At 67.4% G+C, this 23,197-nt stretch carries 20 protein-coding genes; 11 read left to right on the top strand and 9 right to left on the bottom strand.

The genetic code is table 11. The annotated features are described in order from the left end of the window. Together QZM67_RS39070 and QZM67_RS39065 are read left to right on the top strand one after the other, a co-directional pair. Window positions 1–200, top strand: a 200-nt coding sequence (locus tag QZM67_RS39070) for an integrase core domain-containing protein (protein ID WP_301811675.1), incomplete at its 5' end; no start/stop codon positions are given. A 153-nt stretch (window positions 201–353) separates the two neighbouring features. Next, window positions 354–1,319, top strand: a complete 966-nt coding sequence (locus tag QZM67_RS39065; protein ID WP_175025491.1) for an ion channel — start codon at window positions 354–356, stop codon at window positions 1,317–1,319. A gap of 31 nt (window positions 1,320–1,350) precedes the next feature. Here QZM67_RS39065 and QZM67_RS39060 read toward each other — a convergent pair whose 3' ends face one another. Then, on the bottom strand, window positions 1,351–1,965 hold the full coding sequence (locus QZM67_RS39060; protein WP_301811672.1) for a glutathione S-transferase family protein: 615 nt from the start codon (window positions 1,963–1,965) through the stop codon (window positions 1,351–1,353). A gap of 589 nt (window positions 1,966–2,554) precedes the next feature. Between QZM67_RS39060 and QZM67_RS39055 the strand changes: the two genes are divergently transcribed. The 3 genes from QZM67_RS39055 (at window position 2,555) to QZM67_RS39045 (ending at window position 9,636) form a co-directional block, all read left to right on the top strand. Then, on the top strand, window positions 2,555–3,412 hold the full coding sequence (locus QZM67_RS39055; protein ID WP_301811668.1) for a hypothetical protein: 858 nt from the start codon (window positions 2,555–2,557) through the stop codon (window positions 3,410–3,412). A gap of 1,093 nt (window positions 3,413–4,505) precedes the next feature. Further along, entirely contained in the window at window positions 4,506–4,970 is a 465-nt protein-coding gene (locus tag QZM67_RS39050; RefSeq protein ID WP_301811666.1) for a GNAT family N-acetyltransferase, read from the top strand. A gap of 1,093 nt (window positions 4,971–6,063) precedes the next feature. Beyond that, window positions 6,064–9,636 carry an indolepyruvate ferredoxin oxidoreductase family protein gene (locus QZM67_RS39045; protein ID WP_301811664.1) on the top strand — a complete coding sequence of 1,191 codons (3,573 nt, stop codon included), beginning with the start codon at window positions 6,064–6,066 and terminating at the stop codon, window positions 9,634–9,636. Window positions 9,637–9,726: 90 nt separating this feature from the next. Here the strand turns inward: QZM67_RS39045 and QZM67_RS39040 are convergent, their stop codons facing one another. Then, window positions 9,727–11,394 carry a Na+/H+ antiporter gene (locus tag QZM67_RS39040; protein WP_301811662.1) on the bottom strand — a complete coding sequence of 556 codons (1,668 nt, stop codon included), beginning with the start codon at window positions 11,392–11,394 and terminating at the stop codon, window positions 9,727–9,729. A 296-nt stretch (window positions 11,395–11,690) separates the two neighbouring features. On the opposite strand from QZM67_RS39040, the gene QZM67_RS39035 reads away from it, so the two are divergent. The 5 genes from QZM67_RS39035 (at window position 11,691) to QZM67_RS39015 (ending at window position 15,907) form a co-directional block, all read left to right on the top strand. After that, window positions 11,691–12,977, top strand: coding sequence for an EAL domain-containing protein (locus QZM67_RS39035; RefSeq protein WP_043187059.1), 1,287 nt, complete (start codon window positions 11,691–11,693; stop codon window positions 12,975–12,977). A gap of 157 nt (window positions 12,978–13,134) precedes the next feature. Beyond that, window positions 13,135–13,518: a hypothetical protein gene (locus tag QZM67_RS39030; protein ID WP_175025487.1), complete on the top strand. Its 384-nt coding sequence runs from the start codon at window positions 13,135–13,137 to the stop codon at window positions 13,516–13,518. Further along, window positions 13,515–13,919, top strand: a complete 405-nt coding sequence (locus tag QZM67_RS39025) for a hypothetical protein (protein ID WP_175025486.1) — start codon at window positions 13,515–13,517, stop codon at window positions 13,917–13,919. Before QZM67_RS39030 ends, QZM67_RS39025 begins: the two co-directional genes overlap by 4 nt. A gap of 94 nt (window positions 13,920–14,013) precedes the next feature. Then, window positions 14,014–14,739: a copper homeostasis protein CutC gene (locus QZM67_RS39020; protein ID WP_301811660.1), complete on the top strand. Its 726-nt coding sequence runs from the start codon at window positions 14,014–14,016 to the stop codon at window positions 14,737–14,739. A gap of 79 nt (window positions 14,740–14,818) precedes the next feature. Beyond that, a complete protein-coding gene (locus QZM67_RS39015) occupies window positions 14,819–15,907 on the top strand; it encodes a suppressor of fused domain protein (RefSeq protein ID WP_301811659.1) in 1,089 nt (362 codons plus the stop codon). Window positions 15,908–15,932: 25 nt separating this feature from the next. On the opposite strand, the gene QZM67_RS39010 is transcribed toward QZM67_RS39015, so the two are convergent. From QZM67_RS39010 to QZM67_RS38985, 6 genes are all read right to left on the bottom strand, one after another. After that, the gene (locus QZM67_RS39010) at window positions 15,933–17,288 is read right to left on the bottom strand and encodes a cytosine permease (protein WP_301811658.1); all 1,356 of its coding nucleotides are present in this window, start codon (window positions 17,286–17,288) and stop codon (window positions 15,933–15,935) included. 216 nt (window positions 17,289–17,504) lie between these two features. Continuing rightward, complete coding sequence (locus QZM67_RS39005) at window positions 17,505–18,500, bottom strand: biotin-dependent carboxyltransferase family protein (protein WP_301811657.1); 996 nt, start codon at window positions 18,498–18,500, stop codon at window positions 17,505–17,507. Continuing rightward, window positions 18,490–19,365, bottom strand: a complete 876-nt coding sequence (locus QZM67_RS39000) for an allophanate hydrolase subunit 1 (protein ID WP_301811656.1) — start codon at window positions 19,363–19,365, stop codon at window positions 18,490–18,492. Before QZM67_RS39000 ends, QZM67_RS39005 begins: the two co-directional genes overlap by 11 nt. After that, complete coding sequence (locus QZM67_RS38995; protein WP_301811653.1) at window positions 19,362–20,834, bottom strand: acetyl-CoA carboxylase biotin carboxylase subunit; 1,473 nt, start codon at window positions 20,832–20,834, stop codon at window positions 19,362–19,364. The genes QZM67_RS39000 and QZM67_RS38995 overlap by 4 nt, the downstream gene beginning before the upstream one ends. Window positions 20,835–20,838: 4 nt before the next feature. Beyond that, window positions 20,839–21,081, bottom strand: a complete 243-nt coding sequence (locus tag QZM67_RS38990; RefSeq protein WP_301811648.1) for an acetyl-CoA carboxylase — start codon at window positions 21,079–21,081, stop codon at window positions 20,839–20,841. A 16-nt stretch (window positions 21,082–21,097) separates the two neighbouring features. After that, entirely contained in the window at window positions 21,098–21,880 is a 783-nt protein-coding gene (locus tag QZM67_RS38985; RefSeq protein ID WP_301811645.1) for a 5-oxoprolinase subunit PxpA, read from the bottom strand. A 258-nt stretch (window positions 21,881–22,138) separates the two neighbouring features. On the opposite strand from QZM67_RS38985, the gene QZM67_RS38980 reads away from it, so the two are divergent. After that, window positions 22,139–23,056: a LysR family transcriptional regulator gene (locus QZM67_RS38980; RefSeq protein WP_301811642.1), complete on the top strand. Its 918-nt coding sequence runs from the start codon at window positions 22,139–22,141 to the stop codon at window positions 23,054–23,056. 50 nt (window positions 23,057–23,106) lie between these two features. Here QZM67_RS38980 and QZM67_RS38975 read toward each other — a convergent pair. Then, on the bottom strand, window positions 23,107–23,197 hold a 91-nt coding region (locus tag QZM67_RS38975; protein WP_155625489.1), incomplete at its 5' end, for an integrase core domain-containing protein.

Below are 23,197 nucleotides of genomic sequence, written 5' to 3'. Positions count from 1 at the left end.
CCGACGGCTACGACTGCTATCAGAACGCGCTGGCTGAGCGGGTCAACGGCATCCTCAAGGGGGAGTTCCTGCTGCAGCGTCCCGCTGACCTTGAACAGGCTGCCAAGATGGTCGAACAGTCGGTGCGTATCTACAACCACGAGCGGCCACATGCCGCCCTGAAATACAAAACGCCCGATGCGGTGCATCGGGCGTTCTAGCGTCTGGATACTGTCAACCTATTCCAGGACTTGACACGGTGCGCGGCGCATGTTCACGCATCGCCGGCGGGTCGTGGGTTGCGCAGCGGCCCGCATTCCCGGCCGCCGTCGCGCGTGCTACGCTCATCGCCTTCCTGCTTTCGGCACCGCGCGATGAACGTCGATTCGTCCTCCTCAGCCTCCCGCGGCCGTGGCCGCAAGATCTGGTCGGGCACGCGCCTGGTGATCGCCTACGGGATGCCGCCGCTCGGCTGGCGCGACCTCTATCACCGCGCGCTGACGGTGAGCTGGCCCGTTTTCTTCCTGTCGCTCGCGGTGCTGTTCCTGCTGCTCAACGGCGGCTTCGCGATGCTCTACCTGCTCGGCCATGCGTCGATCGCGAACCAGTCGCCGGCCGGGTTCGGCGGTGCCTTCTTCTTCAGCGTCGAGACGCTCGCGACCGTCGGTTACGGCGACATGCATCCGCAGACCGTCTATGCGCACCTGGTCGCGACGTTCGAGATCTTTATCGGGATGTCGGGCATCGCGTTGGCCACCGGGCTCGTGTTCGCGCGTTTCTCCCGTCCGCAGGCGAAGATCCTGTTCGCGCGCTACGCGATCGTGCGGCCGCTGAACGGCCGGATGACGCTGATGGTGCGCGCGGCAAACGCGCGCCAGAACGTGATCGCCGAGGCGCAGGCGAAGCTGCGGCTGATGCGCGTCGAAGGCACGCACGAGGGCTACACGCTGCGCAAGATCCACGACCTGCCGCTGGTGCGCAGCGAGCATCCGATCTTCCTGCTCGGCTGGAACCTGATGCACGTGATCGACGAATCGAGCCCGCTGTTCGGCGAAACGCCGGAGTCGCTCGCGGCGCGCGACGCGTCGTTGCTGATCACGATCGAGGGTTCGGACGAGACGACCGCGCAGGTGATGCAGGCGCGCCATTCGTGGGAGCACGCCGAGATCCGCTGGCGGCATCGCTATGTCGACCTGATGCACGAAGAAGACGGCATCACGCACATCGACTACACGCATTTTCATGAGGTGGTGCCGGTCGACGTCGAGACCGACGAAGGCGGCACGCCGGGCGCGGTAGCCGCGACCACCGTGCCGAGGCCGGCGCAAGCCCGCTATTAGCGTGAACAGGCCCTAGGCCGGCCGGCGGGCGTCACGCATGCAGCAGGCGCGCCGCTTCGCGCTGTTCGATCGCCGCCGCGCGGCGGAACCCGTCGCGGTCCTCGGCACGCGCGACGTAATCGCCCAGCACGCCTTCATGCGGCAGCAGATGCGCGTCGAACGCGATCTTCAGCGTGCTGGCGAGCAGCAGGTCGGCCGCGGTGAAGCGCTCGCCGACAAGCCACGGACTATGGGCGAGCGCTTGCGCGAGCGCGCGCTGCACACGCGTGATGTTGCCCCAGCCGAACGCAACCGGATTGCCCGACGCGCCCGTGAATTTCTCGGCCATCGCCGGTTCGAGGCAGGTCGGCGTGAAGAACATCCACTGCAGGAAGCGGCCGCGCAGCGGATCGTCGGGCGCGATGCCGAGCCCGGCGCCCGGGCAGCAGTCGGCGAGATAGAGCAGCACGGCGCCCGATTCGGCGAACGGCGTGTTGCCGTCGTCGAGCGCGGGCAGCTTGGCCATCGGATTGACCTGGATGAACGCGTCGCTCCCCTGTTCGTGCGAGCGCAGGTCGATCGGCACGAGCTCGTAGACGACACCGAGTTCCTCGAGCATCCACAACGCCCGGAACGCCCGGGTCTTCGGCCAGTAGTAGAGCTTCATTGCGCCTCCGCTTAGGGGGTGGGTGCCGTGTCGATCGATGTTCAAGCGTACCCGAGCGGGAACGGTTCGGACAGGGGCGGTCGATGGTGGAAGTTTATAACTAGTCATGTGTGAACTAGTCATAAATACTGTGGGTGCGGGGTTGATGCGGCTGACGCGGGTTAATGACGTGCCGGGCGGGCGATACGCCAGGCCGGCCGGTATCCCGGCGCGAGCGCACGTGCTCCGCCATGCGGATTTGCCGGGTGGAATATCACCCGTGTGCCCGACGTCGAAGACGCGGCAGGTTGTGGAAAACCGTCGCGCAAAGCAACCCGAAATGCTGTGGATTGGAACGGTGAGAGCAGGGCGAGCGGTTCGGAGGCGGGGGCGAGCGCGGCCGTGCGAACTGCTTGCATACCGATCCTGATTGCCGCGAGAATTCGATGCCTCGCAAACCGAGCGCCGAACACGGGCGCATGCGCAGGATGAAGCAGCGGCAGATGCGCAGCGATGGCGCGGCCGCCGCCGAGCAATGTCAGGCGCTCGCCGTCCGAAAGGAAGTCGGTGAGCCGCCGAGTGATCCCAGGACGATCGGAGTTCCAACGTCATGTCGAAGTGCATGCTTCTTGCCCGCTGCCTGTCGGTAGCGACTGCCATCGCGATGGCGGGTTGTGCGGCCGTTACCGCGAACGAGCCGCTGGCTCACGAGACGAATGCTGCGCAGACGAAAGCGTCCGTCGTCGCATTCCCGCGTGGCAACGGCTTCACCGCCTTCAATGGAAACCGGTACGCGAACGCCGCCGATCTCGACGGGATGGGGCTGGTGCCCTTCACGTCGATCTATGACGTCTGGGGGCTGTCGTGCGATGCAACCCGCTGCTATCACGTACCGACCGAGGGCCAGTTCAAGAAGGTGCTGGCCGGCTATGTGTCGCAATTCAGATCGAACGAATTCATCGCGTTCGATTTCGAGAAGATCGTGATCGATACGGCGCGATCGGAGGCGCAGGCCGAGAACGAGGTGGCACTGTTCCAGACGTTCATCGCCTGGACGCGAGCGGCCTATCCGAATGCCCGGCTCGGCATGTACGACTACGATTTCAATCCGAAATTCCGCAACATCCGCGCGCAGCTTTATCAGGCCGGCGGATTCGATTTCTTTGCACCGACGATGTATCAGCGCTGGCCGAACCATGCGCTGTGGCGAACGAATCTGCGGGCGGTCGTCGAAAACGACCGGGCCATCAACCGATCGCTGCCGATTTATGCGTACGTGTCGCCTTACAAGGCCGGACAGACGGCGAACGGATTTCTGGGCGATGCGGAATGGCTCGGTGAACTGTCCGAGGCAGGGCGAGCCATCAACGGCGTGATCGTATGGACGGAAAGCGCGCCCGGCGATCAGCTCGATACGAGTCAAAGCTGGCTGGCGGACTTGCGACGGATGACCGGCGCCGGACATTGAGCGGCGTCAGCGTAACGGGGCTCGGCGCGCTGCCAGTTGCGAGGTTTTTCGCGCGCACGGCGTACCTGTCGTGTTCGAACGACGTGAAACGCTGTGTATCTCATCGATGAGGATCGTTGACCGCGGTCGGATGCGCCGCCCTTGTTGCGGGCATCCGATACCCGGCAAGACCCGAAAAACCGTGCTTTTCGAAGGTGAATGTCGACCATCGATGTGAACGGGGCGCCCGTTTCGATGTAGTATCCGGTCCCCGCAAGCGACTCGGCATGCTGTGGATGGCGAGGGGCGGTACGCGCGCCGAGTTGAACGGGGTGTTCGCTGAGGTGTGGATATCTCGCCCTTGAATGGACTCGAAGTGCTGTGCATTTCGACGGTGAGTGTGATCGACGGGGCGGCCGCGGCGCTTGTCGCGGTGTGGATATTCTGCGTTTGCAGAGACGCGAAGCGTCATGTATTTCGAGGTGGTTGCGATCGCGGGATCGGCTGGGGGATTCGCTAAGGTGTGAATATCCTGCCCTGGTCGGGACCCGATGTGCCGAGCATTTCGAAAGTGAGTGCGGCATCGAACGACGCGTTCGCCAAGGTGTGGATATCCTCCCTGGAATGGACTCGAAGCGCTGTGCATTTCGATGGTGAGTGTGATCCGCGGGGCGGCCGCGGCGCTCGCAGCGGTGTGGATATTCTGCGTTTGAAGAGATGCGAAGCGTCGTGTATTTCGAGGTGGTGGCGATCGCGGGATCGGCTGGGGGATTCGCTAAGGTGTGAATATCCTGCTTGGGTCGGGACCCGAAGTGCCGAGCATTTCGAAAGCGAGTGCGGCATCGAGCGACGCGTTCGCCAAGGTGTGGATATCCTCCCCGGAAAGGACTCGAAGCACTGTGCATTTCGAAGGTGAGGGTGCATGCCCGATCGAACGAGGTACCCGCCGAGGTGTGGATATCTCGCCCTGGAAGGGACTCGAACCGCTGTGCATTTCAACGGTGAGCGTGGGTGCCCGTCCGGGCCGGCGGCCTTGTGCGGCCGTTGGCGGTGCGGATACCCGGAGCGATAACGCTCGGCAACGACGAACATTTTTCCCTCGGGAGCGCCGGACTTGATCACGTCGTCGAACCTCGCGATCCGGGACGCGCAGCCGTCCGATCACGCAGCCATTGCCGCACTGTTGAGCCAGCTCGGCTACGACACTACGCCGTCGCTGATCCTCGCGAAGATCGAAGCGTTGCTTCCGAGTCCGACGGACACGATCGTCGTGGCGGTCGTGCAACGCGAGGTCGTCGGCAGCATCAGTCTCCACGCGCTGCCGCTTTTCCACGCGGCAGGCTACCTCGGACGCATCACCAGCCTGGTCGTCGATGAGCGCCATCGCGGGGCCGGCGTGGGCAGTGCGCTGATGGCCGCTGCAGAGCGGTGGTTCGACGCGGCCGGATGCGTGAAGCTGGAAGTGACGAGTGGCGACCACCGGCCGGATGCCCACCGCTTCTACGCGCGGCACGGCTTTTTGCGCGACGGACAGCGACTCGCCAGAACGTTTTCCACATCACGCGGCTTCAAGCCCTGATCACATGTGACTCGAAACGCCGTCCAGCAACGGTGAGCGTGAGCGCCTTCGTAAATGGGCAACGGGTGCAGGCGGTGTGGATATCTCCCCTCCGAAGAGACTTGAAACGCTGTGTATTTCGACGGTGAGTGCGAGCGCGTGATCGAATACGGTGCTCGTTCCCGTGTGGATATCCCGCCCCCGAAACGACTCGAAGGGCTGTGCATTTCGAGGGTGAGTGTCGGTGATCGATCGGCCGAAACGCGCATTCCAGCGTGAATATCAGGGTGCCGGTTCAACCTCCGAGCCCATTCGACGCCGGTGCATGTCGAGGAGAAGCGCGAGTCCGTACGCCGGAAACCGCGCCGGTCATGTGGTGAATATCCGGCCTCGGCGACCACGCGAGCGCCCGTGTATTTCCACCGTGATAGCCGGCTCGGCGTCGAAACGCGTGCCGGTTGCGATGTGGATATCCAGGCCTCGCAACCACTCGCGCGCCTGTGTCATTCAACGGTGAGTGTCAGCCCGAAACTGCAACGCGTGCCGGCTTCGATGTGGATATCCCGCCCATGCGACCACTCGAACCCCTGTGCATCCCGGCGATGAGTACCCGCACCGGGCTGAAGCAGAATCCACTCGAAAGTGGGCACGAAGCCCCGCGCATCCGAACGGGGAGCAGGACGTTCCGACCACCGACGTGCCAGCCCGATTCCGTTGTGGACATCCGCTCCCCACGCCACTCGAAACGCTGTGCAATCGAACGGTGAGGATGCCGCCTCGATCCGCTCAAACCCCCGTCAGAAAAGGCTCAGACGCCCTTCGCCGCCCCGCGGGCGACGCCCCGGCATCCCGCCACACCCTCCACCAACGCGCGGCTTCCCCCACGCAGCCACGCAACCTCCGCACACCCCCACTCATTCCGAGCAGCGCGAGAACTCTCTCAAAACCACCCCAAAACCTGCGTAGTTTTTCTCGCCCCGGCCCCGTCCGAGCAAGATGAGAAAAAACATTCTCGGCGCCGCGCGAAAAAATAGAGCCATTCGCTGCCGGCCCCCAAGCGTCGCCTGACGCCTTGCCGAGCAGCCCAGAACAGCACAATCCGGAGACATCCCCCATGACTGCCCGCTTGCCCGTCGACGGCACGCCTGCCCTGTCCGACTACCGCCTGACCGACAACCTGACCGCGACGCGCGGCCGGATCTTCCTGACCGGCACGCAGGCGCTGGTTCGCCTGCTGCTGATGCAGCGCACGGTCGACGCCGAACAGGGGCTCAACACCGCCGGCTTCGTCAGCGGCTATCGCGGTTCGCCGCTCGGCATGGTCGACCAGCAGCTGTGGAAGGCGAAGAAACTGCTCGACGCCGGCGGCGTGCGCTTCCTGCCCGCGATCAACGAGGAACTCGGCGGCACGGCCGTGCTCGGCACGCAGCGCGTCGAGGCCGATCCCGAGCGCACGGTCGAGGGCGTGTATGCGATGTGGTACGGCAAGGGCCCGGGCGTCGATCGCGCGGGCGACGCGCTGAAGCACGGCAACGCGTACGGTTCGTCGCCGCATGGCGGCGTGCTCGTCGTCGCGGGCGACGACCACGGCTGCGTGTCGTCGTCGATGCCGCACCAGAGCGACTTCGCGATGATCGCGTGGCACATGCCGGTCGTGAACCCGGCGAACATCGCCGACATGCTCGAATTCGGCCTGTACGGCTGGGCGCTGTCGCGCTACTCGGGCACGTGGGTCGGCTTCAAGGCGATCTCGGAAACGGTCGAATCGGGTTCGACCGTCGACCTCGACGCGCTGCAGACGCAGTGGCCGGCACCGGAAGGCTTCACGCCGCCGGCGGGCGGCCTGCACAACCGCTGGCCCGACCTGCCGAGCCTCACGATCGAGGCGCGCCTCGCCGCGAAGCTCGACGCGGTGCGCCATTTCGCGCGCACCAACAGCATCGACAAGTGGATCGCGCCGAGCGCGCAGGCGAACGTCGGCATCGTGACCTGCGGCAAGGCGCACCTCGACCTGATGGAAGCGCTGCGCCGCCTCGACCTGACGGTGGCCGACCTCGACGCGGCCGGCGTGCGGATCTACAAAGTCGGCCTGTCGTATCCGCTTGAAATGACGCGGCTCGAAACCTTCGTCGACGGGCTTTCAGAAGTGCTCGTGATCGAGGAGAAGGGCCCCGTCATCGAGCAGCAGATCAAGGACTACCTGTACAACCGCACGGAAGGCGCACGCCCGCGCGTGCTCGGCAAGCACGACGCCGCCGGCGGCTGCCTGCTGTCCGAGCTCGGCGAGCTGCGCCCGTCGCGGATCCTGCCGGTGTTCGCCGACTGGCTCGCGCGCCACAAGCCGGCGCTCGACCGCCGCGAACGCGTCGTCGATCTCGTCGCGCCGCAGATCCTGTCGAACGAGGCGGACGCGGTGAAGCGCACGCCGTACTTCTGCTCGGGCTGCCCGCACAACACGTCGACGAAGGTACCGGAAGGCTCGATCGCGCAGGCCGGCATCGGCTGCCATTTCATGGCGTCATGGATGGAGCGCGACACGACCGGGCTGATCCAGATGGGCGGCGAAGGCGTCGACTGGGCCGCGCATGCGATGTTCACCAACACGAAGCACGTGTTCCAGAACCTCGGCGACGGCACCTACTTCCACTCGGGCATCCTCGCGATCCGCCAGGCGGTCGCCGCGAAAGCGAACATCACGTACAAGATCCTCTACAACGACGCGGTCGCGATGACGGGCGGCCAGCCGGTCGACGGCAGCATCTCGGTGCCGCAGATCGCGCGGCAGGTCGAGGCGGAAGGCGTGTCGCGCTTCGTCGTCGTGTCCGACGAACCGGAGAAGTACGACGGCCATCACGGCCAGTTCCCGCCGGGCACGACGTTCCATCACCGCAGCGAGCTCGACACCGTGCAGCGCGAGCTGCGCGAGACGCCGGGCGTCACCGTGCTGATCTACGACCAGACCTGCGCGGCCGAGAAGCGCCGCCGCCGCAAGAAGGGCGAATTCCCCGACCCGGACAAGCGCCTGTTCATCAACGACGCGGTGTGCGAAGGCTGCGGCGATTGCGGCGTGCAGTCGAACTGCCTGTCGGTCGAGCCGCTGGAAACGCCGCTCGGCCGCAAGCGCCGCATCGACCAGTCGTCGTGCAACAAGGACTATTCGTGCGTGAACGGCTTCTGCCCGAGCTTCGTGACGGTCGAAGGCGCGGCGCTGAAGAAGGCCGCGGGTGCCGCATTCGACGAAGCGGCGCTCGCCGTGCGCGTCGATGCGCTGCCGGTGCCGGCCACGCATCTCGACGCGGCGCCGTTCGACATGCTCGTGACGGGTGTCGGCGGCACGGGTGTCGTGACGGTCGGCGCGCTGATCAGCATGGCCGCGCACCTCGAAGGCAAGAGCGCGTCGGTGCTCGACTTCATGGGCTTCGCGCAGAAGGGCGGCTCGGTGCTGTCGTTCGTGCGGATCGCATCGAGCGACCGGTGGCTGAACCAGGTGCGCATCGACACGCAGCAGGCCGACGTGCTGCTTGCGTGCGACATGGTCGTCGGCGCGAGCGCGGAGGCGCTGCAGACGGTGCGTCACGAGCGTTCGCGGATCGTCGTCAACACGCACCGGATCCCGAACGCGTCGTTCGTGCAGAACCCCGACGCGAACCTGCATGCGGATGCGCTGCTCGAGAAGATGCATCACGCGGCCGGCGACGGCTACCTGTCGAGCTGCGACGCGCAGGCGCTCGCCTCGAAGTTCCTCGGCGATTCGATCGGCGCGAACATCCTGATGCTCGGTTACGCGTGGCAGCTCGGCCTCGTGCCGGTGTCGCTCGCCGCGATGATGCGCGCGATCGAGCTGAACAACGTCGCCGTGCCGATGAACAAGCTCGCGTTCTCGATCGGCCGGATGGCGGCTGGCGACGCAGCGGGCCTCGATGCGTTGTGGAACGCGCGTCACGCGGTGGCCACTCACGCAGCGCCGGAGACGCTCGCCGAGCTGATCGCCGATCGCGAAGCGCGTCTCGATGCCTACGGCGGCGCGCGCTATGTCGAACGCTACCGTGCGCTCGTCAGCGCGGCACGCGCGAAGGGCGACGATGCGCTGACACGCGCGGTCGCGACGACGTTCTACCGGCTGCTCGCGGTGAAGGATGAATACGAGGTCGCGCGGCTGTACACGGACGACGCGTTCCGCACCGCGCTCGAAGCGCAGTTCGAAGGCGTACCGGGGCAGACGTATCGCGTGAAGTTCAACCTGGCGCCGCCCACGGTCGCGAAGGCCGGGCGCGACGGCAGCGCGCCGAAGAAGCGCGTGTTCGGCCAGTGGATGTGGCCGGTGTTCGGCATGCTGGCGCGCGTGCGCAGCCTGCGCGGCACGTGGCTCGATCCGTTCGGCCGCACCGTCGAGCGCAGGATGGAGCGTGCGCTGGCCGACGACTACGAGACGACGCTCGCGCGTGCGCTCGCCGCCACGACGGCCGGCAATGCGGCGCAGGTCACGCAACTGGCCGACCTGCACGCACGCGTGCGCGGCTTCGGTCACGTGAAGGTGCGCAACCTGGCCGGCGTGAAGCGCGCGGAGCGCGAGCTCGCGCTGCAGCTCGGCATCGAAGCGGCGACGAGCGCGGCCGTGCAGCATGCGCTCGACGAGATGAAGGGCGCGGGGATGCTGAAGGGGATTCCGGTCGTCGTCGCGAAGTAACGCGAACGCGGGCGGATGTGAAAACGGCGACGCTGGTGCGTCGCCGTTTTTTTATGGGGCTGCTGCTGCGCCGAAGCGGCAGCTTGCCCTTTAGAGAATGCCTTTCTTGCGCGTCGACAGCGCAGTCTCCGACAGGTCGATCTCGCGGAGCAGCTTCGTCAGCGTCTCGTCGGAAATCTTGCTTTCGCTGCGCAGCCGGTACAGCGCGGAGCGTTCCGCGCGCACGGCCGCGATCCGCATCTGCAGTTCCATCGTTTCGGCCTGCTTCGCTTCCGCGCGCGGCGTGGGACCGTCTTCGGCGAGCGTCGCGAGGCGGCGGCGGTACTGGTCCATCACGCGTGCGGAGATGTCGGCACAGCGTGCGGCGCCCGATTCGTCGAGATCGACCGAGATCGCGTCGTGCGACGAGTCGATCGCGCGGATCGCGGCCTGCGCGGCGGCCGCGCGCGCGGCGCGTTCCTCGTCGCCGAGCGGGCTGCGTGACGAACGCACACCGCGCAGCAGCAGCGGCAGGCCGATCACCGCGACGACGAGCGAGCCGAGGATCACGGCCGACGCGACGAAGATCGCCGTGTCGCGGCCCGGCAGCGGCACGCCGTCGGACAGCGCGACCGGAATCGACAGCACGCCCGCGAGCGTGACCGCGCCCCGCACGCCGCCGACCGTCATCACCGCGATCGTGCGCACGCCGGCCATCGTGCCCGCGAGGCCCTGGCGCGCCGCGCGGCGGCTCGCGAACCAGCGCAGCAGCCAGACCCACAGGAAGCGGATCGCGTACAGCGCGAGCATCATCGCGCAGACGTTGAAGATCATCCGGCCGACGAGCGCGTCGCTCGTGTGGTGCGCGTCGACGAGCGTGCGGCCGATGATGTGCGGCAGCTGCAGCCCGAGCATGATGAACACCATGCCGTTGAACACGAACTCGATCATCGCCCACGTGCTTTCGGCGCGGACGCGCGACGCGACGGTGCTTTTGCGCGAGAAACTCGTGTAATTCATCATCATCCCGGCCGACACGGCCGCCAGCACGCCCGACAGGTCGAGGTGCTCGGCGAACAGGTAGGCCGCGAACGGCACGAGCAGCGTCATCACGATACCGGGGGCCGGATCGCCTTCCTGCTCGGCGTTCAGGAAGCGCGTCGACAGCGCGCTGAACGCCCACGACACGATCGCGCCCGTCGCGAGCCCGCCCGCGGCGACGATCACGAACGTGATCGACGCGTCGCGCAGCGAGAACATGCCGGTCAGCGCGGCCGCGATCGCGAATTTCAGCGCGACGAGGCCCGACGCGTCGTTCATCAGCGCCTCGCCTTCGAGGATGTGCATCAGCTGCGGCGGGATCCGGCCACGGCCGGCGATGCCGGACAGCGCGACTGCATCGGTCGGCGACAGCACGGCCGCGAGCGCGAACGCGATCGGCAGCGGCAACTCGGGTATCAGCCAGTGCGCGAAGTAGCCCACTGCGAGTACCGTCATGAACACGAGCCCGAATGCGAGCATCAGGATCGCGCGGCGCTGCAGGTACAGCTCGCGCTTCGGAATCCGCCAGCCGTCCGCGAACAGCAGCGGCGGAATGAACAGCAGCATGAAGATTTCGGGATCGAACGTGACGTGCAGGTTCAGCTTCGGCCATGCGAGCATCGCGCCGAACGCGATCTGCATCAGCGGCAACGGCAGTTGGAACGGCAGGATGCGCGTGATGGCGCCGGACAGCGCGACGGTCAGCAGCAGGATCAGGACGGTGAAGACGATTTCCATCGATACGGCGAATACGGGGAATGAAACGATCGTACGGAGTGTAGCGTGATGACGTGACGGATGCGTTCGAGCGGCCGGTGCGTATGCACGAAAATGGTGCACTCGACATGCGCCGCGGTGGTGCGGCAGCCCCGTGCATCACCGCGGCACGCGGGTTGCCCGTGCCTTGCACGGAGCTTGCTTGAGGTGGGGCAGCCGTCCGGCGCTGACCGGGCAACCGAGGGTCCAACCATGACATTGCACGCGCCGTTCGCTTCGTCGGGCGCCGCGTTCGAAGGCAACACCAGGAGGAAGGCATGACGATCGTGCAACAGGAGCGTCCGGCCGCCGCATCGCCGTACCGGTTCGAGCGGGAGGTGAGTTCCGGCCTCGAACGTCTGGCGACGCAGCACCGCGACCTGACGCTCACGACCGTGTTCCAGCCGATTTTCAGCCTGTCGCACCAGCGTGCGGTGGGCTACGAGGCGCTGTTGCGCGCGCACGATGCGCTCGACCGCGCCGTGTCGCCGCTCGACGTGTTCGGCGAGGCTGCGCGCCAGGGCGAACTGCTGCAGCTCGACCGGCTCGCGCAGGCGCTGCATCTCGAGAACTTCGCGCTGCTCGGCGCCGAGCGCGAGTGGCTGTTCCTCAATGTCCATCCGGGCGTGCTCACCGATCCGTTCCAGGCGGCCGCGCTGCTCGCGAACCTGAAGCGGCTCGGCATGCCGCCGCGCCGCATCGTGCTCGAAGTGCTCGAACAGCGCGCGGAAGACGTCGAGCGGCTTGCCGAGGCCGTGCGCGAATTCCGCACGCACGGCTTCCTGATCGCGCTCGACGATTTCGGCGCGGGCCATTCGAACCTCGAGCGGATCTGGCAACTGAACCCGGACATCGTGAAGCTCGACCGGATCATGCTGTCGCACGCGGCGCACCGTACCGGGCTCACCGCGATCCTGCACGGGCTCGTGACGCTGCTGCACGAAGCCGGCAAGCTGGTGCTGGTGGAGGGTATCGAGACCGAGCACGAGGCGCAGATCGCGCTGTCGTGCGAGGCCGATTTCGTGCAGGGCTATTACTTCGGCCGGCCGGCGCCGGGGCTGCCCGACAGCGCGGCCGCGACGGGCTGCATCGGCGAGCTGACCGAGCGTTTTCGGCAGCAGACCGACGCGCGCGAGCGGCGCGATGCGCAGCGGCTCGCGCCGTACCTGCGCGCGTTCGAACGCGCGGCCGAGCGCCTGGCGGCCGGCGAACCGCTCGACGAGGTGTGCTGGAACTTCCTCGCGCTGGATGCCGCCGCGCGCTGCTTCCTGCTCGACGCGCACGGCCGCCAGTCGGGCCGCAACGTCGTGCTGCGCGCCGACCGCGCGCTCGCCGAGGCGCGCTTCTCGCCGCTCGCGGACGCGCAGGGCGCGAACTGGCTTCGCCGGCCGTATTTCCGCTCGGCGATCGCCGAGCCGGGGCGCGTGCAGGTCACGCGGCCGTACCTGTCGATCAACGAGGCGCAGCCGTGCGTGACGCTGTCGGTGGCCGTGCGCGTTGGCGATACGCAGCGCGTGCTGTGCGGCGATATCGACTGGGGCGACGACGCAGCGGACGCGGGCTAGCCGCGTACGCACCGCAGGCGGCGGGCGGGGCGAGCGGCGCGGGGCGATCGTTGCGTTCGCCGCGTGCTTCCCCGACAATGGCCCGACCGCGGCCATCGTGACCGCGAGCGCGCCGTCCCCGGGGGCCACCATGGCGGCGAATAACAAGGAAAACACAATGAAAAGACCGATTTCGCTGACCATTCTCGCGTGGATCATCATCGTGACCAACGCGATCACGTGCGTCTATACGCCCTTCACCATCGGCATGCCGACCACCCAGGCGCTGCTGTCGCACTATCTGCTGCCCGTCTGGGCGACGCTCGGCATCAGCGTGATCCTCGAAGTCGTGAACATCGTGGTCGGCATCGCGATCCTCAAGGGACGCGAATGGTCGCGCAAGACCTACATCGCGACGTCCGTGTTCAGCTTCGTGTTCTCGTTCGTCAACATGCCGGCGTCGATGTACGCGGTGCTGATTCCGGGCGTCCTGCTGTTTGCGCTGTTCGTCTACCTGATGTTCCGGCGCCCCGCGACCGCGTATTTCCAGGCGAACGCATGAGCGTCGTGCGCAACGCGCTGGCGATCGTGCTGTTCACGATCGCGGGCATGTGCGTGATCACGGCGCAGACGATGGCGTTCCTGAAGCTCGGCCATACGGGGGCGATGCTCGTGTTCGTCACCGTGCTGTGCGTGTTGTCGGCCGTGCTCCTGGCCGTGGGCGCGTTTGCCGGCGCGTTCCGGCCACGCGCGCGCGGCGCGGGCATTGCGCTGCTCATCGCGACCGCGACCACCGCGTTCGGGATGATCGGCTGGGTGACGCTCCTGATGGCGCCGGGGATCGTCGACGTGATGCAGCAGCAGGGCGTGGACGTGAACGCGCGGATGTTCTGGTTCGCGCCCGGCGCCGTGGTGACCGGCCTGTCCGCGCTCGTCGGCGTGTGGCTCGCGCGGCGCGGCTGACGGCGCGACTCATGGCGCGGCGGCCGGCACGCTGGCGCCCGTCACGCGGCTCGGCTAGGATGCGCGAATTGTCCTGACGATTCGCGGGCCGCCCATGAACCGAAACGCCGCCTCTTCCGTCCTCCTCGAAGTGATCGCCACGACCGTCGGCGACGCGAAGGCCGCCGCCCGCGCGGGCGCCGACCGCCTCGAACTCGTGACCGCGATCACCGAAGGCGGGCTGACGCCGAGCGTCGGTCTGATCGAAGCCGTCGTGGCCGCCGTGCCGATTCCCGTCAACGTGATCGTGCGACCGCACAGCCGGTCGTTCGTGTACGACGCCGACGACCTGCGCGTGATCGAACGCGACGTGCGTGCAGCCGTCGCGGCCGGTGCGAACGGCGTCGTGTTCGGCGCGCTCGACGCACGCGGCGACGTCGATCTCGACGCGCTGGCCCGCATCGCGGCCGCGGCGGACGGCCGTGCGCTGACCTTCCACCGCGCGTTCGACGTGTCGCGCGACCTCAACGCCGCATTCGACGCGCTGCTGCGCGTGCCGGCCGTCACATCGGTGCTGACGTCCGGCGGCCATCCGTCGGTGCTCGACGCGTCCGCGACGATCACGCGGCTGGTGCGGCAGGCCGCCGGCTCGACCTGTACGGTGCTGGCCGGCTCGGGGCTCACGGTCGACGCGGTCGGCGATTTCGTCCGCGCCACCGGCGTGCGCGCGGTGCACTTCGGTTCGGGCGTGCGGCCGCGCGGCGAGGTGCTGGCACCGGTCGATCCATCACTCGTCGAGCGCGTGCGCGCGGCGATCGACGGCGCGGCGGCGCACGTGTAACGCACACGTCGTACGGTGACCACAGCCGGCGTGCGCGCCGGTATGGCACACCAGGACGCCATTCGGAACGGGGGAGCACATGACGGACGCAACGCACGACACGCAGGACGGCGCAGCCGACGACAGCGCGCCGGGCTGGGACGCGATCGACGGCGCGCTCGCGCGCGTCTATCCGGGGCAGGAGCCGAAGCACTACGGCACGCTGCTCAAGTGGCGGCTTGGCGGCCGCGATCCGCTCGACGGGATCAGCGTGTGGAAGCGCGCGGAACCCGTGCCGCACTGGCATTTCGTCACGTACGGGCTCTCCGAGCTGTATGTGAAGGAGTCGGACGATCCCGCCGTCAGCGGCTTCGGCTTCGAGCTGACGATGCGCGTCGCCTGCGGCGCCACCGACGAAGAGCCGCCGAACTGGGTGTTCAGCTTCCTGCAGAATCTTGCGCGCTACGTGTTCCAGAGCGGCAATGCGTTCGACGACGGCCACTGGATGACGGCCAACGGCCCGATCGCGCTCGATACCGATACGCAGCTTTGCTCGATGGGTTTTGCGTTCGATCCGGAACTGCCGGCGATCGATACGCCGCACGGCCACCTGGCGTTTCTGCAGATCGTCGGGCTGACACTCGACGAGGAGCGTGCCGCGAAGCGCTGGCGCACGCGCGCGCTACTCGACACGCTGTTGCCGCATATGCCGCTGTGGGTGACCGATCTCGGCCGCGCGTCGCTGCTCGAGCGTGCGGACGTGCGCCCGCAGGTCGACGAGGGCACCCGGCGCGATGGCTCGTCGAGCGGCTCGCTGTTCACCGACGTGCTTGGATGGGAAACGCGCAAGCGGCTGCTGCGCGCGCCCGTGATCGAGATCACCGTCGGCGCGCGGCAGGTCGACGAACTCGTCACGCTGCTGCCGCTGCGGTTGCCGTTCGACCGGCCGTTCCGCCTGGTCGGTCACGACGGCGCGGTGCGGTTCGTGCACGGTGACGCGAACGACGTGACCGACGAGGACGGCACGCTGACGCTGCGGCTCACCGATGCGACGGTGCAGGCGCTGGCGCGCACGCTGCAGCCGCGCGCCGGCGAGTATGCGGTCGACGGGCTCGACGGCGTGCGCTGGCGCGTGGAGAAGACCGTGATCCGCGATGCGCAGGGCAACGCGGTGCAGACGATCGGATGATGCGCGGCGGCGTGCGGGCGTCCCGTTACGTATTGCGTACGAACCAGGTCCGCTTGGCCGTGCCCAGCAGCACGCGATAGACCCCCCACGACACGACGAACGTCGCGGGCGCCGACAGCGTCGCGGCCAACCCGGTCGCCTGGTTCAGCGCGAGTCCGACGAATGCGCCGGCGAACCATGCCGTCAGCCCGCCCGGGTTGAACGTCGGGACATGCGCGTCGCGGCATTCGATGTCGTTGCCGACCAGCTGCCCGTAGCGGTCCGACAGGATGTGCGCGAGCGCGACGCCGACCCATGCGACGACGAAGATGCCCTGGTACGCGAGCGCCTGCAGGATCCGCGAGAAGATGTCCGCCATCATCAGCGCATAGACGACTGCGCCGACCACGAGTGCCCACACGAACTTCGGCGCGCGCAGGCCGGCCACCTTCAGGAAGAACGCCTGCATGTTGACCGTCGCGAGGTAATAGTTCGCGGTGTTGATCCGGGATTGCGTGACCCACACGAACAGCAGCCCCCACACCCCCATCAGCTTCAGCAGCGCGAGCACCACGGATACTTCGGAGAGCGTACCGAGCTCCGGAATCGTGCTGACGAGATAGATGCCCGCCGCGCCGTTGACGAGAAAAGTGACGAGGTAGAACGGCATCCCGAAGTTGAAGCGGCCGTGATAGCCCGCGTCCTCCTTGCGGCCGAAGCGTGCGTAGTCGAACGTGAACATCATCAGCACCCACACGCCCATGTAGTAGACGAAGCAGTGCCACCAGCCGCCGGCCGGTGCGTTGCCGGCCGGCCCGAAATCGAGCCAGGCCGCGTGGTAGCCGTATTCGGCAGTCGCGAGCCCGACTGCCGCGAGCAGCCCGAGCAGGTAGAACGGCAGCAGCACGCCGTTGAACTTGTCGAGCCAGTGCTGCACGCTGCCGAACACGAGCGGCACGCTGTAGCAGACGACGATCAGCGCGGCCCATTTGTAGTCGAGCCCGGGAAACTGGTGATGCGCGGCAACCGCGATCACCGAGCCTTCGAACACCGCGTAGTAGATCGCCGTCGCGAAGAAGATCAGCGTGGCGAGCGCCGCGCCCGCACTGCCGAACAGCACGCGCGAGAACAGCGCGACCGACAGGCCGGTGCGGATCGCGTAGCGGCTGATGATCGTGTTGACGAGGCCGTACGACACGACCGACAACGCCATCCCGATCAGCGCGTTGCGTGCGCCGTAGGTGAGCGCGAGCGTGGCGCCCACGACGATGTAGAACACCGCGCTGCACACGGCCCACCACGCCATCGTCAGCGAAAAGGGCGGCATGCGCGCGTGGTCGGGAACGGCGAGCGTCGACAGGTCGAGATCCTCGTCGGTGCGGGCCTGAGCCAGGTTGGCCATGATCGTGCTCCTTGATGAGCGGAAACTGCGAATGACGTCTCGGCCGCGGCACATGCGGTCCGCAGGGTTGCCCCGACGTCGGGCAGGCAACCGGTTCGGCAGGAACAGCGCGCAGGCGTCTCCACCGCGCGGCGCTCGGCCGCGCGGACGGAAGACGGACAGCAAAAAGGGGGCGGCGGCGAAGGGCGCCCGGCTCGCGCGCCGGGCGCCCGGTGCTCAATCCCGCAGCACGGCGCGCAGCAGCGCGAGGCGCCGCTGGTACTCGCGGCGCGCGGCGAGCGCGTCGGCCATCGTCACGCGCACGAAGCGCGCGCGGTGGTTGGGCTGCATCTGGCCGATCAGGTCCATGTCGGCGCTGATGACCGTGCCGATCGTCGCGTAGCCGCCGCCCGACACCGCGTCGCGATGCAGGATGATCGGCTCGAGCCCGGCCGGCACCTGGATCGAGCCGATGGGGTAGCACGCGTCGACGATGTTCGACGGATCGGCGCCCGCGCCGAATGGCTGCTCGCGTGGCCGGAACTGCAGCGCGCGGCCGTTCTTGTAGCGGTAGCCGATGCGGTCGGCTTCGGGCGCGACCGTCCATTCGTCGTCGAAGAAGGTGCGCGCCGAATCGTCGGTGAGCCGGTAGTGGTACAGGCCCGTCAGCACGCGCAACTCGACCTGGCTGTCGAGCGGCCGGCTCACGGCCGCCGGCAGCTCGCGCCCTTCGCGGTGCGCGCCGACGGGGGCGCCGATCGGCAGACGGTCGCCTTTCTGCAGGCGCCGGCCCGCGTGGCCGCCGATCGCGCCGAGCGTGTAGGTCGAGCGGCTGCCGAGCACGACCGGTACGTCGATGCCGCCCGCGACGGCGAGATACGCACGCGCACCGGCCTTCACGTAATTGAACGACAGCACGCTGCCGGCGCGGATCCGCAGCGCGACGTTGCAGTGCTGCCCGACACCGTCGATCTTCGGCGTCATCTCGGCACCGGTGACGGCGATCAGCGCATCCACATGGAACATCAGCTCGGGACCGAGTAGCGTGCATTCGAGCACGGCAGCTTCTTCTGGATTGCCGACCAGCAGGTTCGCCGCGCGCGATGCGTACTGGTCGAGCGAGCCCGACGGCGGAATCCCCACGTGGTAATGGCCTTGCCGGCCCATGTCCTGGACCGACGTCGCGAGGCCGGGTTTCACGACTTCGATCACGTTGTGCGCGTCAGTTTGCATGCAGCACCTCGACGAGAGAGCGGTTGTACGCATCGGGATCGCGCAGGAATGCGTCGAGCGAGAATTTCACGGGGCGCACGCGCAGCGAGAACGTACCGGCCTCGACGGCCGCCACGGCCGCGTCGTACGCATCGCGATCGATCGGCTGGAATTTCACGATGTCGCCGGGCCGGAAGAACACCATGAACTCGCGCAGGTAGTCGAGCCGCTGCTCGGGGTCGAAGATCGGCGCCGGCGTCACGCCGAACATCTGGTAGCCGCCGGCGCCGCGCACCGAGTAGATGCAACCGAAACAGCCGCCGTGGCCGACCGTCAGCTTCGGCGTGTCGGTACGCGGTCGCAGGTACTTCGGCACTTCGAGCTGGCGTTCGCGCTCGACCATCTGGTACATGAACGGCAGGCCCGCGACGAAGCCGACCATCGACACGAACCACGGCGAACCCGAGTGCGCGGCGATGAATGCGTCGACGTCGCGCTTGCCGTTGACGCGTGCCGCGTACTCGAGATCGGTCGACGACGGATCCTGGTGGCGTTCGCGAAACCGCATCAGCGTCTCGTGCGTCCACGGGTCGTTGTAGAGCACCGGCACCTCGACGATGCGCGTGTCAAGTTCGAGCGGCGCGTCGCCGACTTCCGCCTCGATCGTCTTCAGCAGCGCGACGAGCGCGTCGGGTTCGATCGCGTCCGGGTCGTAGCGCACCTGGTAGGACGCGTTCGCCGGACAGATCTCGGTGATGCCCGGCACCGCTCGGCGCTGCAGTTCGCGCGTGATCGCGGTGCCCTTGAAGAACGCATCGAGCGACATCGATTCGCTGATTTCGACGAACACGAACTCGTCGCCGCCGAATGCATAACGGGCCGTCACATCGCCTCCCCGACGCGCGCGGCGTCTACGTTGTCGGCTGCGTGCCGTTGGGCGTGCTGCGCGACGGCCGTCGCGGCCTCGCGCCATCGCGGCATCCACGCCTCGAGAAAATTCGTGTGATAGCGCCCGGCGCGCACGTCGTCGTCCGCGAGCAGCGCGACGTGCAGCGGTGCGGTCGTCTTCAGGCCGCCGACGTGCAGTTCGCCCAACGCGCGAGCCAGCCGCTGCAGCGCGGCCGCGCGGCTTTCGTCATGCACGATCAGCTTCGCGAGCAGCGAGTCGTAGAACGGCGGCACGACGTAGCCCGGATAGAGCAGCGAATCGACGCGCACGCCGGGGCCGGTCGGCCACACGAGTTCGTCGATCCGGCCGGGGTTCGGGCGGAAATCCTGCAACGGATCTTCCGCGTTGATCCGGCATTCGAGCGCCGCGCCGCGCATCGCGATGTCGTGCTGCGCGAAGCGCAGCGGCTCGCCGTCGGCGATGCGCAGCGTCTCGCGCACGAGATCGATGCCGGTGATCGCCTCGGTCACCGGATGTTCGACCTGGATGCGCGTGTTCATCTCGATGAAGTAGAACTCGCCGCGCGCGTCGTCGAACAGGTATTCGAGCGTGCCCGCGCTGCGATAGCCAACCGCTTGCGCGAGGCGCGTGGCCGATGCGCACAGCGCGTCGCGCTGCGCCGGCGAGAGCGAAGGCGACGGCGCTTCCTCGAGGATTTTCTGGCGCCGCCGCTGCAGCGAGCATTCGCGCTCGAACAGGTGGACGACGTTGCGGCCGTCGCCGAGCACCTGCACCTCGATGTGGCGCGCCCGTGCGATGAAGCGTTCGAGGTACACGCCGCCGTCGCCGAATGCCGCCTGCGCCTCGCGCTGCGCGAGCGGCAACTCGGTGTCGAGCTGCGCGGCGTCGTGCGCGACGCGGATGCCGCGTCCGCCGCCGCCGGCGGCCGCCTTGATCATGATCGGGTAGCCGATGCGCGCGGCGACGTCCCGCGCCTCGTCGAGCGATTGCACGACGCCGTCGCTGCCGGGCACGGTCGGCACGTTGGCGCGCCGCGCGGTTTCGCGTGCGCGTGCCTTGTCGCCCATCGTCGCGATCACCTGCGAGTCCGGGCCGACGAAGATCAGGCCGGCGGCTTCGACCTGCGCGGCGAAAGCCGCGTTCTCGGACAGGAAGCCGTAGCCGGGATGGATCGCGTCGGCGCCGCACTGCCGCGCGGCGTTGAGGAGCGCGGCGGGATTCAGGTAGCTCTTCGCGGCGTGCGACGAGCCGATGTGGATGGCTTCATCGGCCATGCGTGCGGCGAGGCTGTCGCGGTCCGCGTCGCTGACCACCGCTACCGCGCGCATGCCGAGCTCGCGCGCGGCGCGGATCACGCGCACCGCGATCTCGCCGCGGTTCGCGACCAGCACGGTCCGGATCCGCGACGGGCGGTAGAACGTGTCGGGGGAGGTTGCCGGTTTCATCGCATCACCCCTCGATCCGCATCAGCACCTGGCCCGCGTCGACCGGCTCACCGTCCTCGACGAGGAGCTCGACCACGCGCCCGCCCGTGTCGGCTTCGATCTCGGTGAACTGCTTCATCACCTCGACGAGGCCGACCACCGCGCCGGCGGCGACCGTCGCGTCGACCGCGACGTAGTAGTCCGCATCGGGCGACGGACGCCGGTAGAAGGTGCCCGGCAGCGGGCTGACGATTTCGTGCAATGCCATCGTGTGTCTCCTTGAATCAGTGATGGGCGGCGAGCGGTTGCGGCCCGGCGGTCCGGATGCCTTCGCGAATCAGCGCGTGGCGCGTGTCGCGCACGAGGTCGAGCGCGCCCGGCGTGTCGCTGTGGATGCAGACCGAATCGAAATCGATGTCGATGTCGTCACCGTCGATCGTCCGCACCTTGCCGTCGATGCACGCGCGCAGCACCTTGTCTGCCACCTGGCGCGGATCGAGGCGCCCGACGCGGCGCGTGAACACGATCGAGCCGCTGCGGTCGTAGTCGCGATCCGCGTAGAACTCGCGGATGACCGGCTGCCCGTATTCGACGGCGACGCGGTACGTGACCGACGCTTCCATGCAGTACAGCCACAGGCCCGGATCGACACGTTGCAGCGTTTCGATCAGCAGGCGCGAGAACGCCTCGTTGGCCGCCGCGTGCATGTAGAGCGCGCCGTGCGGCTTCACGTGCTGCAGGCTGACGCCGTTCAGGCGTGCGAACTCGCGCAGTGCACCGAGCTGGTACAGGATGTCGTTGACGAGCGCATGCGGCGTTTCGGCGATCGTGCGGCGGCCGAAGCCGACGAGATCGCGAAAGCCCGGGTGCGCGCCGATGCCGACACCGGCGTCGCGGGCGAGCTGCACCGTGCGCGCCATGATGTTCGGGTCGCCGGCGTGAAAGCCGGTGGCGATGTTCGCCGAGCTGATGAGCGGCATGATCTGCTCGTCGACGCCGTCGCCGATCGTCCACGGGCCGAAGCCTTCTCCCATGTCGGAGTTCAGGTCGACGCTGTGCTTCCTCATACGGTGTACTCCTCCAAGTTCTCCGGTTCGCGTGCGTCGCGGCGCATGCCGAAACTGTGTTGAACGCAGGTTAGCCGCGTGGGTTGCGTCAAAAAAGTTCTATTTTTATATGCAGGCGTATCGATTTTTTCGATATCCCGGAGAGCGGCCGCCAAGGGCCGCCGGAGCAGCGGTGGCAGGGTTTTCACGCATCCCGTTTGATGGGCGCCGCACGGTTGATATGATGTTTATCGCGTGCCCATCAGTTTTCCCTCGACCATGGCCCTGACTCTCAGACAGCTCAAGTATTTCGTCGCGACCGCCGAGCTCGGCCAGATCTCGCAGGCCGCGATCCAGCTCACGATTTCGCAGTCGGCCGTGACGAGCGCGATCAAGGAACTGGAGGACAGCCTCGGCACGCAGCTCTTCCTGCGCACGCCGTCGGGTGTGACGCTCACCGATACGGGGCGGCGCTTCCTGAACCACGCGTACACGATCCTGTCATCGGTCGACGAGGCGATGCGGATCCCGAACCTCGAAAGCACGCTGACCGGCACGCTCGCGATTGCCGCGAGCTACACGGTGCTCGGCTACTTCCTGCCGCATCACGTGCTGCGCCTGAACACGCTGTATCCACGGCTGACCATCCACCTGCACGAGCTGAACCGCGAGTCGATCGAGGACGGGCTGATCGCGGGCCGCTACGACATGGCCGTGCTGCTCACGTCGAACGTGTCGAATCCCGAGCTCGTGCTGGAGCCGGTGATCCATTCGGTGCGGCGCCTGTGGGTCGGTGCGCATCACCCGCTGCTCAGGCGCGAGAGCGTCACGTTCGCGGAGGTCGCGCGCGAACCGTTCGTGATGCTGACGGTCGACGAAGCGGGGCAGACAGCGCTGCGTTACTGGAACGAGACGCCGTACCGGCCGAACGTGATCCTGCGCACGTCGTCGGTCGAGGCGGTACGCAGCATGGTCGCGAACGGCAGCGGCGTCGCGATCCTGTCCGACATGGTGTACCGGCCGTGGTCGCTCGAAGGGCGGCGCATCGAGACGATCGTGCTGCGCGATGCGGTGCCGCCGATGAGTGTCGGCCTCGCGTGGCGCAAGAACATTGAACTGAGCCCCGCGATGCACGCGGTGCGCGACTATTTCCGGCACACGTTCATGGAGCCGCGCGCGCTGGGTGGGGCGGGCTGAGCGCGCGATACATGTGTCAAGTCCTGGAATAGGTTGACAGTATCCAGACGCTAGAACGCCCGATGCACCGCATCGGGCGTTTTGTATTTCAGGGCGGCATGTGGCCGCTCGTGGTTGTAGATGCGTACCGACTGTTCGACC

This window comes from Burkholderia sp. AU45251 (assembly GCF_030482905.1).
GTDB lineage: Bacteria > Pseudomonadota > Gammaproteobacteria > Burkholderiales > Burkholderiaceae > Burkholderia > Burkholderia aenigmatica.
Note: the sequence above shows the minus strand (reverse complement) of the source record. Positions and strands in the feature narration are given on the sequence as shown.

Bases quoted from the DNA above. Each gene is read 5' to 3' on its own strand.
- QZM67_RS38995 (WP_301811653.1), bottom strand. From the start codon at position 20,834: ATGAAACCGGCAACCTCCCCCGACACGTTCTACCGCCCGTCGCGGATC.
- QZM67_RS39045 (WP_301811664.1), top strand. From the start codon at position 6,064: ATGACTGCCCGCTTGCCCGTCGACGGCACGCCTGCCCTGTCCGACTAC.
- QZM67_RS39040 (WP_301811662.1), bottom strand. From the start codon at position 11,394: ATGGAAATCGTCTTCACCGTCCTGATCCTGCTGCTGACCGTCGCGCTG.
- QZM67_RS39060 (WP_301811672.1), bottom strand. From the start codon at position 1,965: ATGAAGCTCTACTACTGGCCGAAGACCCGGGCGTTCCGGGCGTTGTGG.
- QZM67_RS39055 (WP_301811668.1), top strand. From the start codon at position 2,555: ATGTCGAAGTGCATGCTTCTTGCCCGCTGCCTGTCGGTAGCGACTGCC.
- QZM67_RS38990 (WP_301811648.1), bottom strand. From the start codon at position 21,081: ATGGCATTGCACGAAATCGTCAGCCCGCTGCCGGGCACCTTCTACCGG.
- QZM67_RS38980 (WP_301811642.1), top strand. From the start codon at position 22,139: ATGGCCCTGACTCTCAGACAGCTCAAGTATTTCGTCGCGACCGCCGAG.
- QZM67_RS39030 (WP_175025487.1), top strand. From the start codon at position 13,135: ATGAAAAGACCGATTTCGCTGACCATTCTCGCGTGGATCATCATCGTG.
- QZM67_RS39010 (WP_301811658.1), bottom strand. From the start codon at position 17,288: ATGGCCAACCTGGCTCAGGCCCGCACCGACGAGGATCTCGACCTGTCG.
- QZM67_RS39020 (WP_301811660.1), top strand. From the start codon at position 14,014: ATGAACCGAAACGCCGCCTCTTCCGTCCTCCTCGAAGTGATCGCCACG.
- QZM67_RS39035 (WP_043187059.1), top strand. From the start codon at position 11,691: ATGACGATCGTGCAACAGGAGCGTCCGGCCGCCGCATCGCCGTACCGG.
- QZM67_RS39015 (WP_301811659.1), top strand. From the start codon at position 14,819: ATGACGGACGCAACGCACGACACGCAGGACGGCGCAGCCGACGACAGC.
- QZM67_RS39005 (WP_301811657.1), bottom strand. From the start codon at position 18,500: ATGCAAACTGACGCGCACAACGTGATCGAAGTCGTGAAACCCGGCCTC.
- QZM67_RS39065 (WP_175025491.1), top strand. From the start codon at position 354: ATGAACGTCGATTCGTCCTCCTCAGCCTCCCGCGGCCGTGGCCGCAAG.
- QZM67_RS38985 (WP_301811645.1), bottom strand. From the start codon at position 21,880: ATGAGGAAGCACAGCGTCGACCTGAACTCCGACATGGGAGAAGGCTTC.
- QZM67_RS39025 (WP_175025486.1), top strand. From the start codon at position 13,515: ATGAGCGTCGTGCGCAACGCGCTGGCGATCGTGCTGTTCACGATCGCG.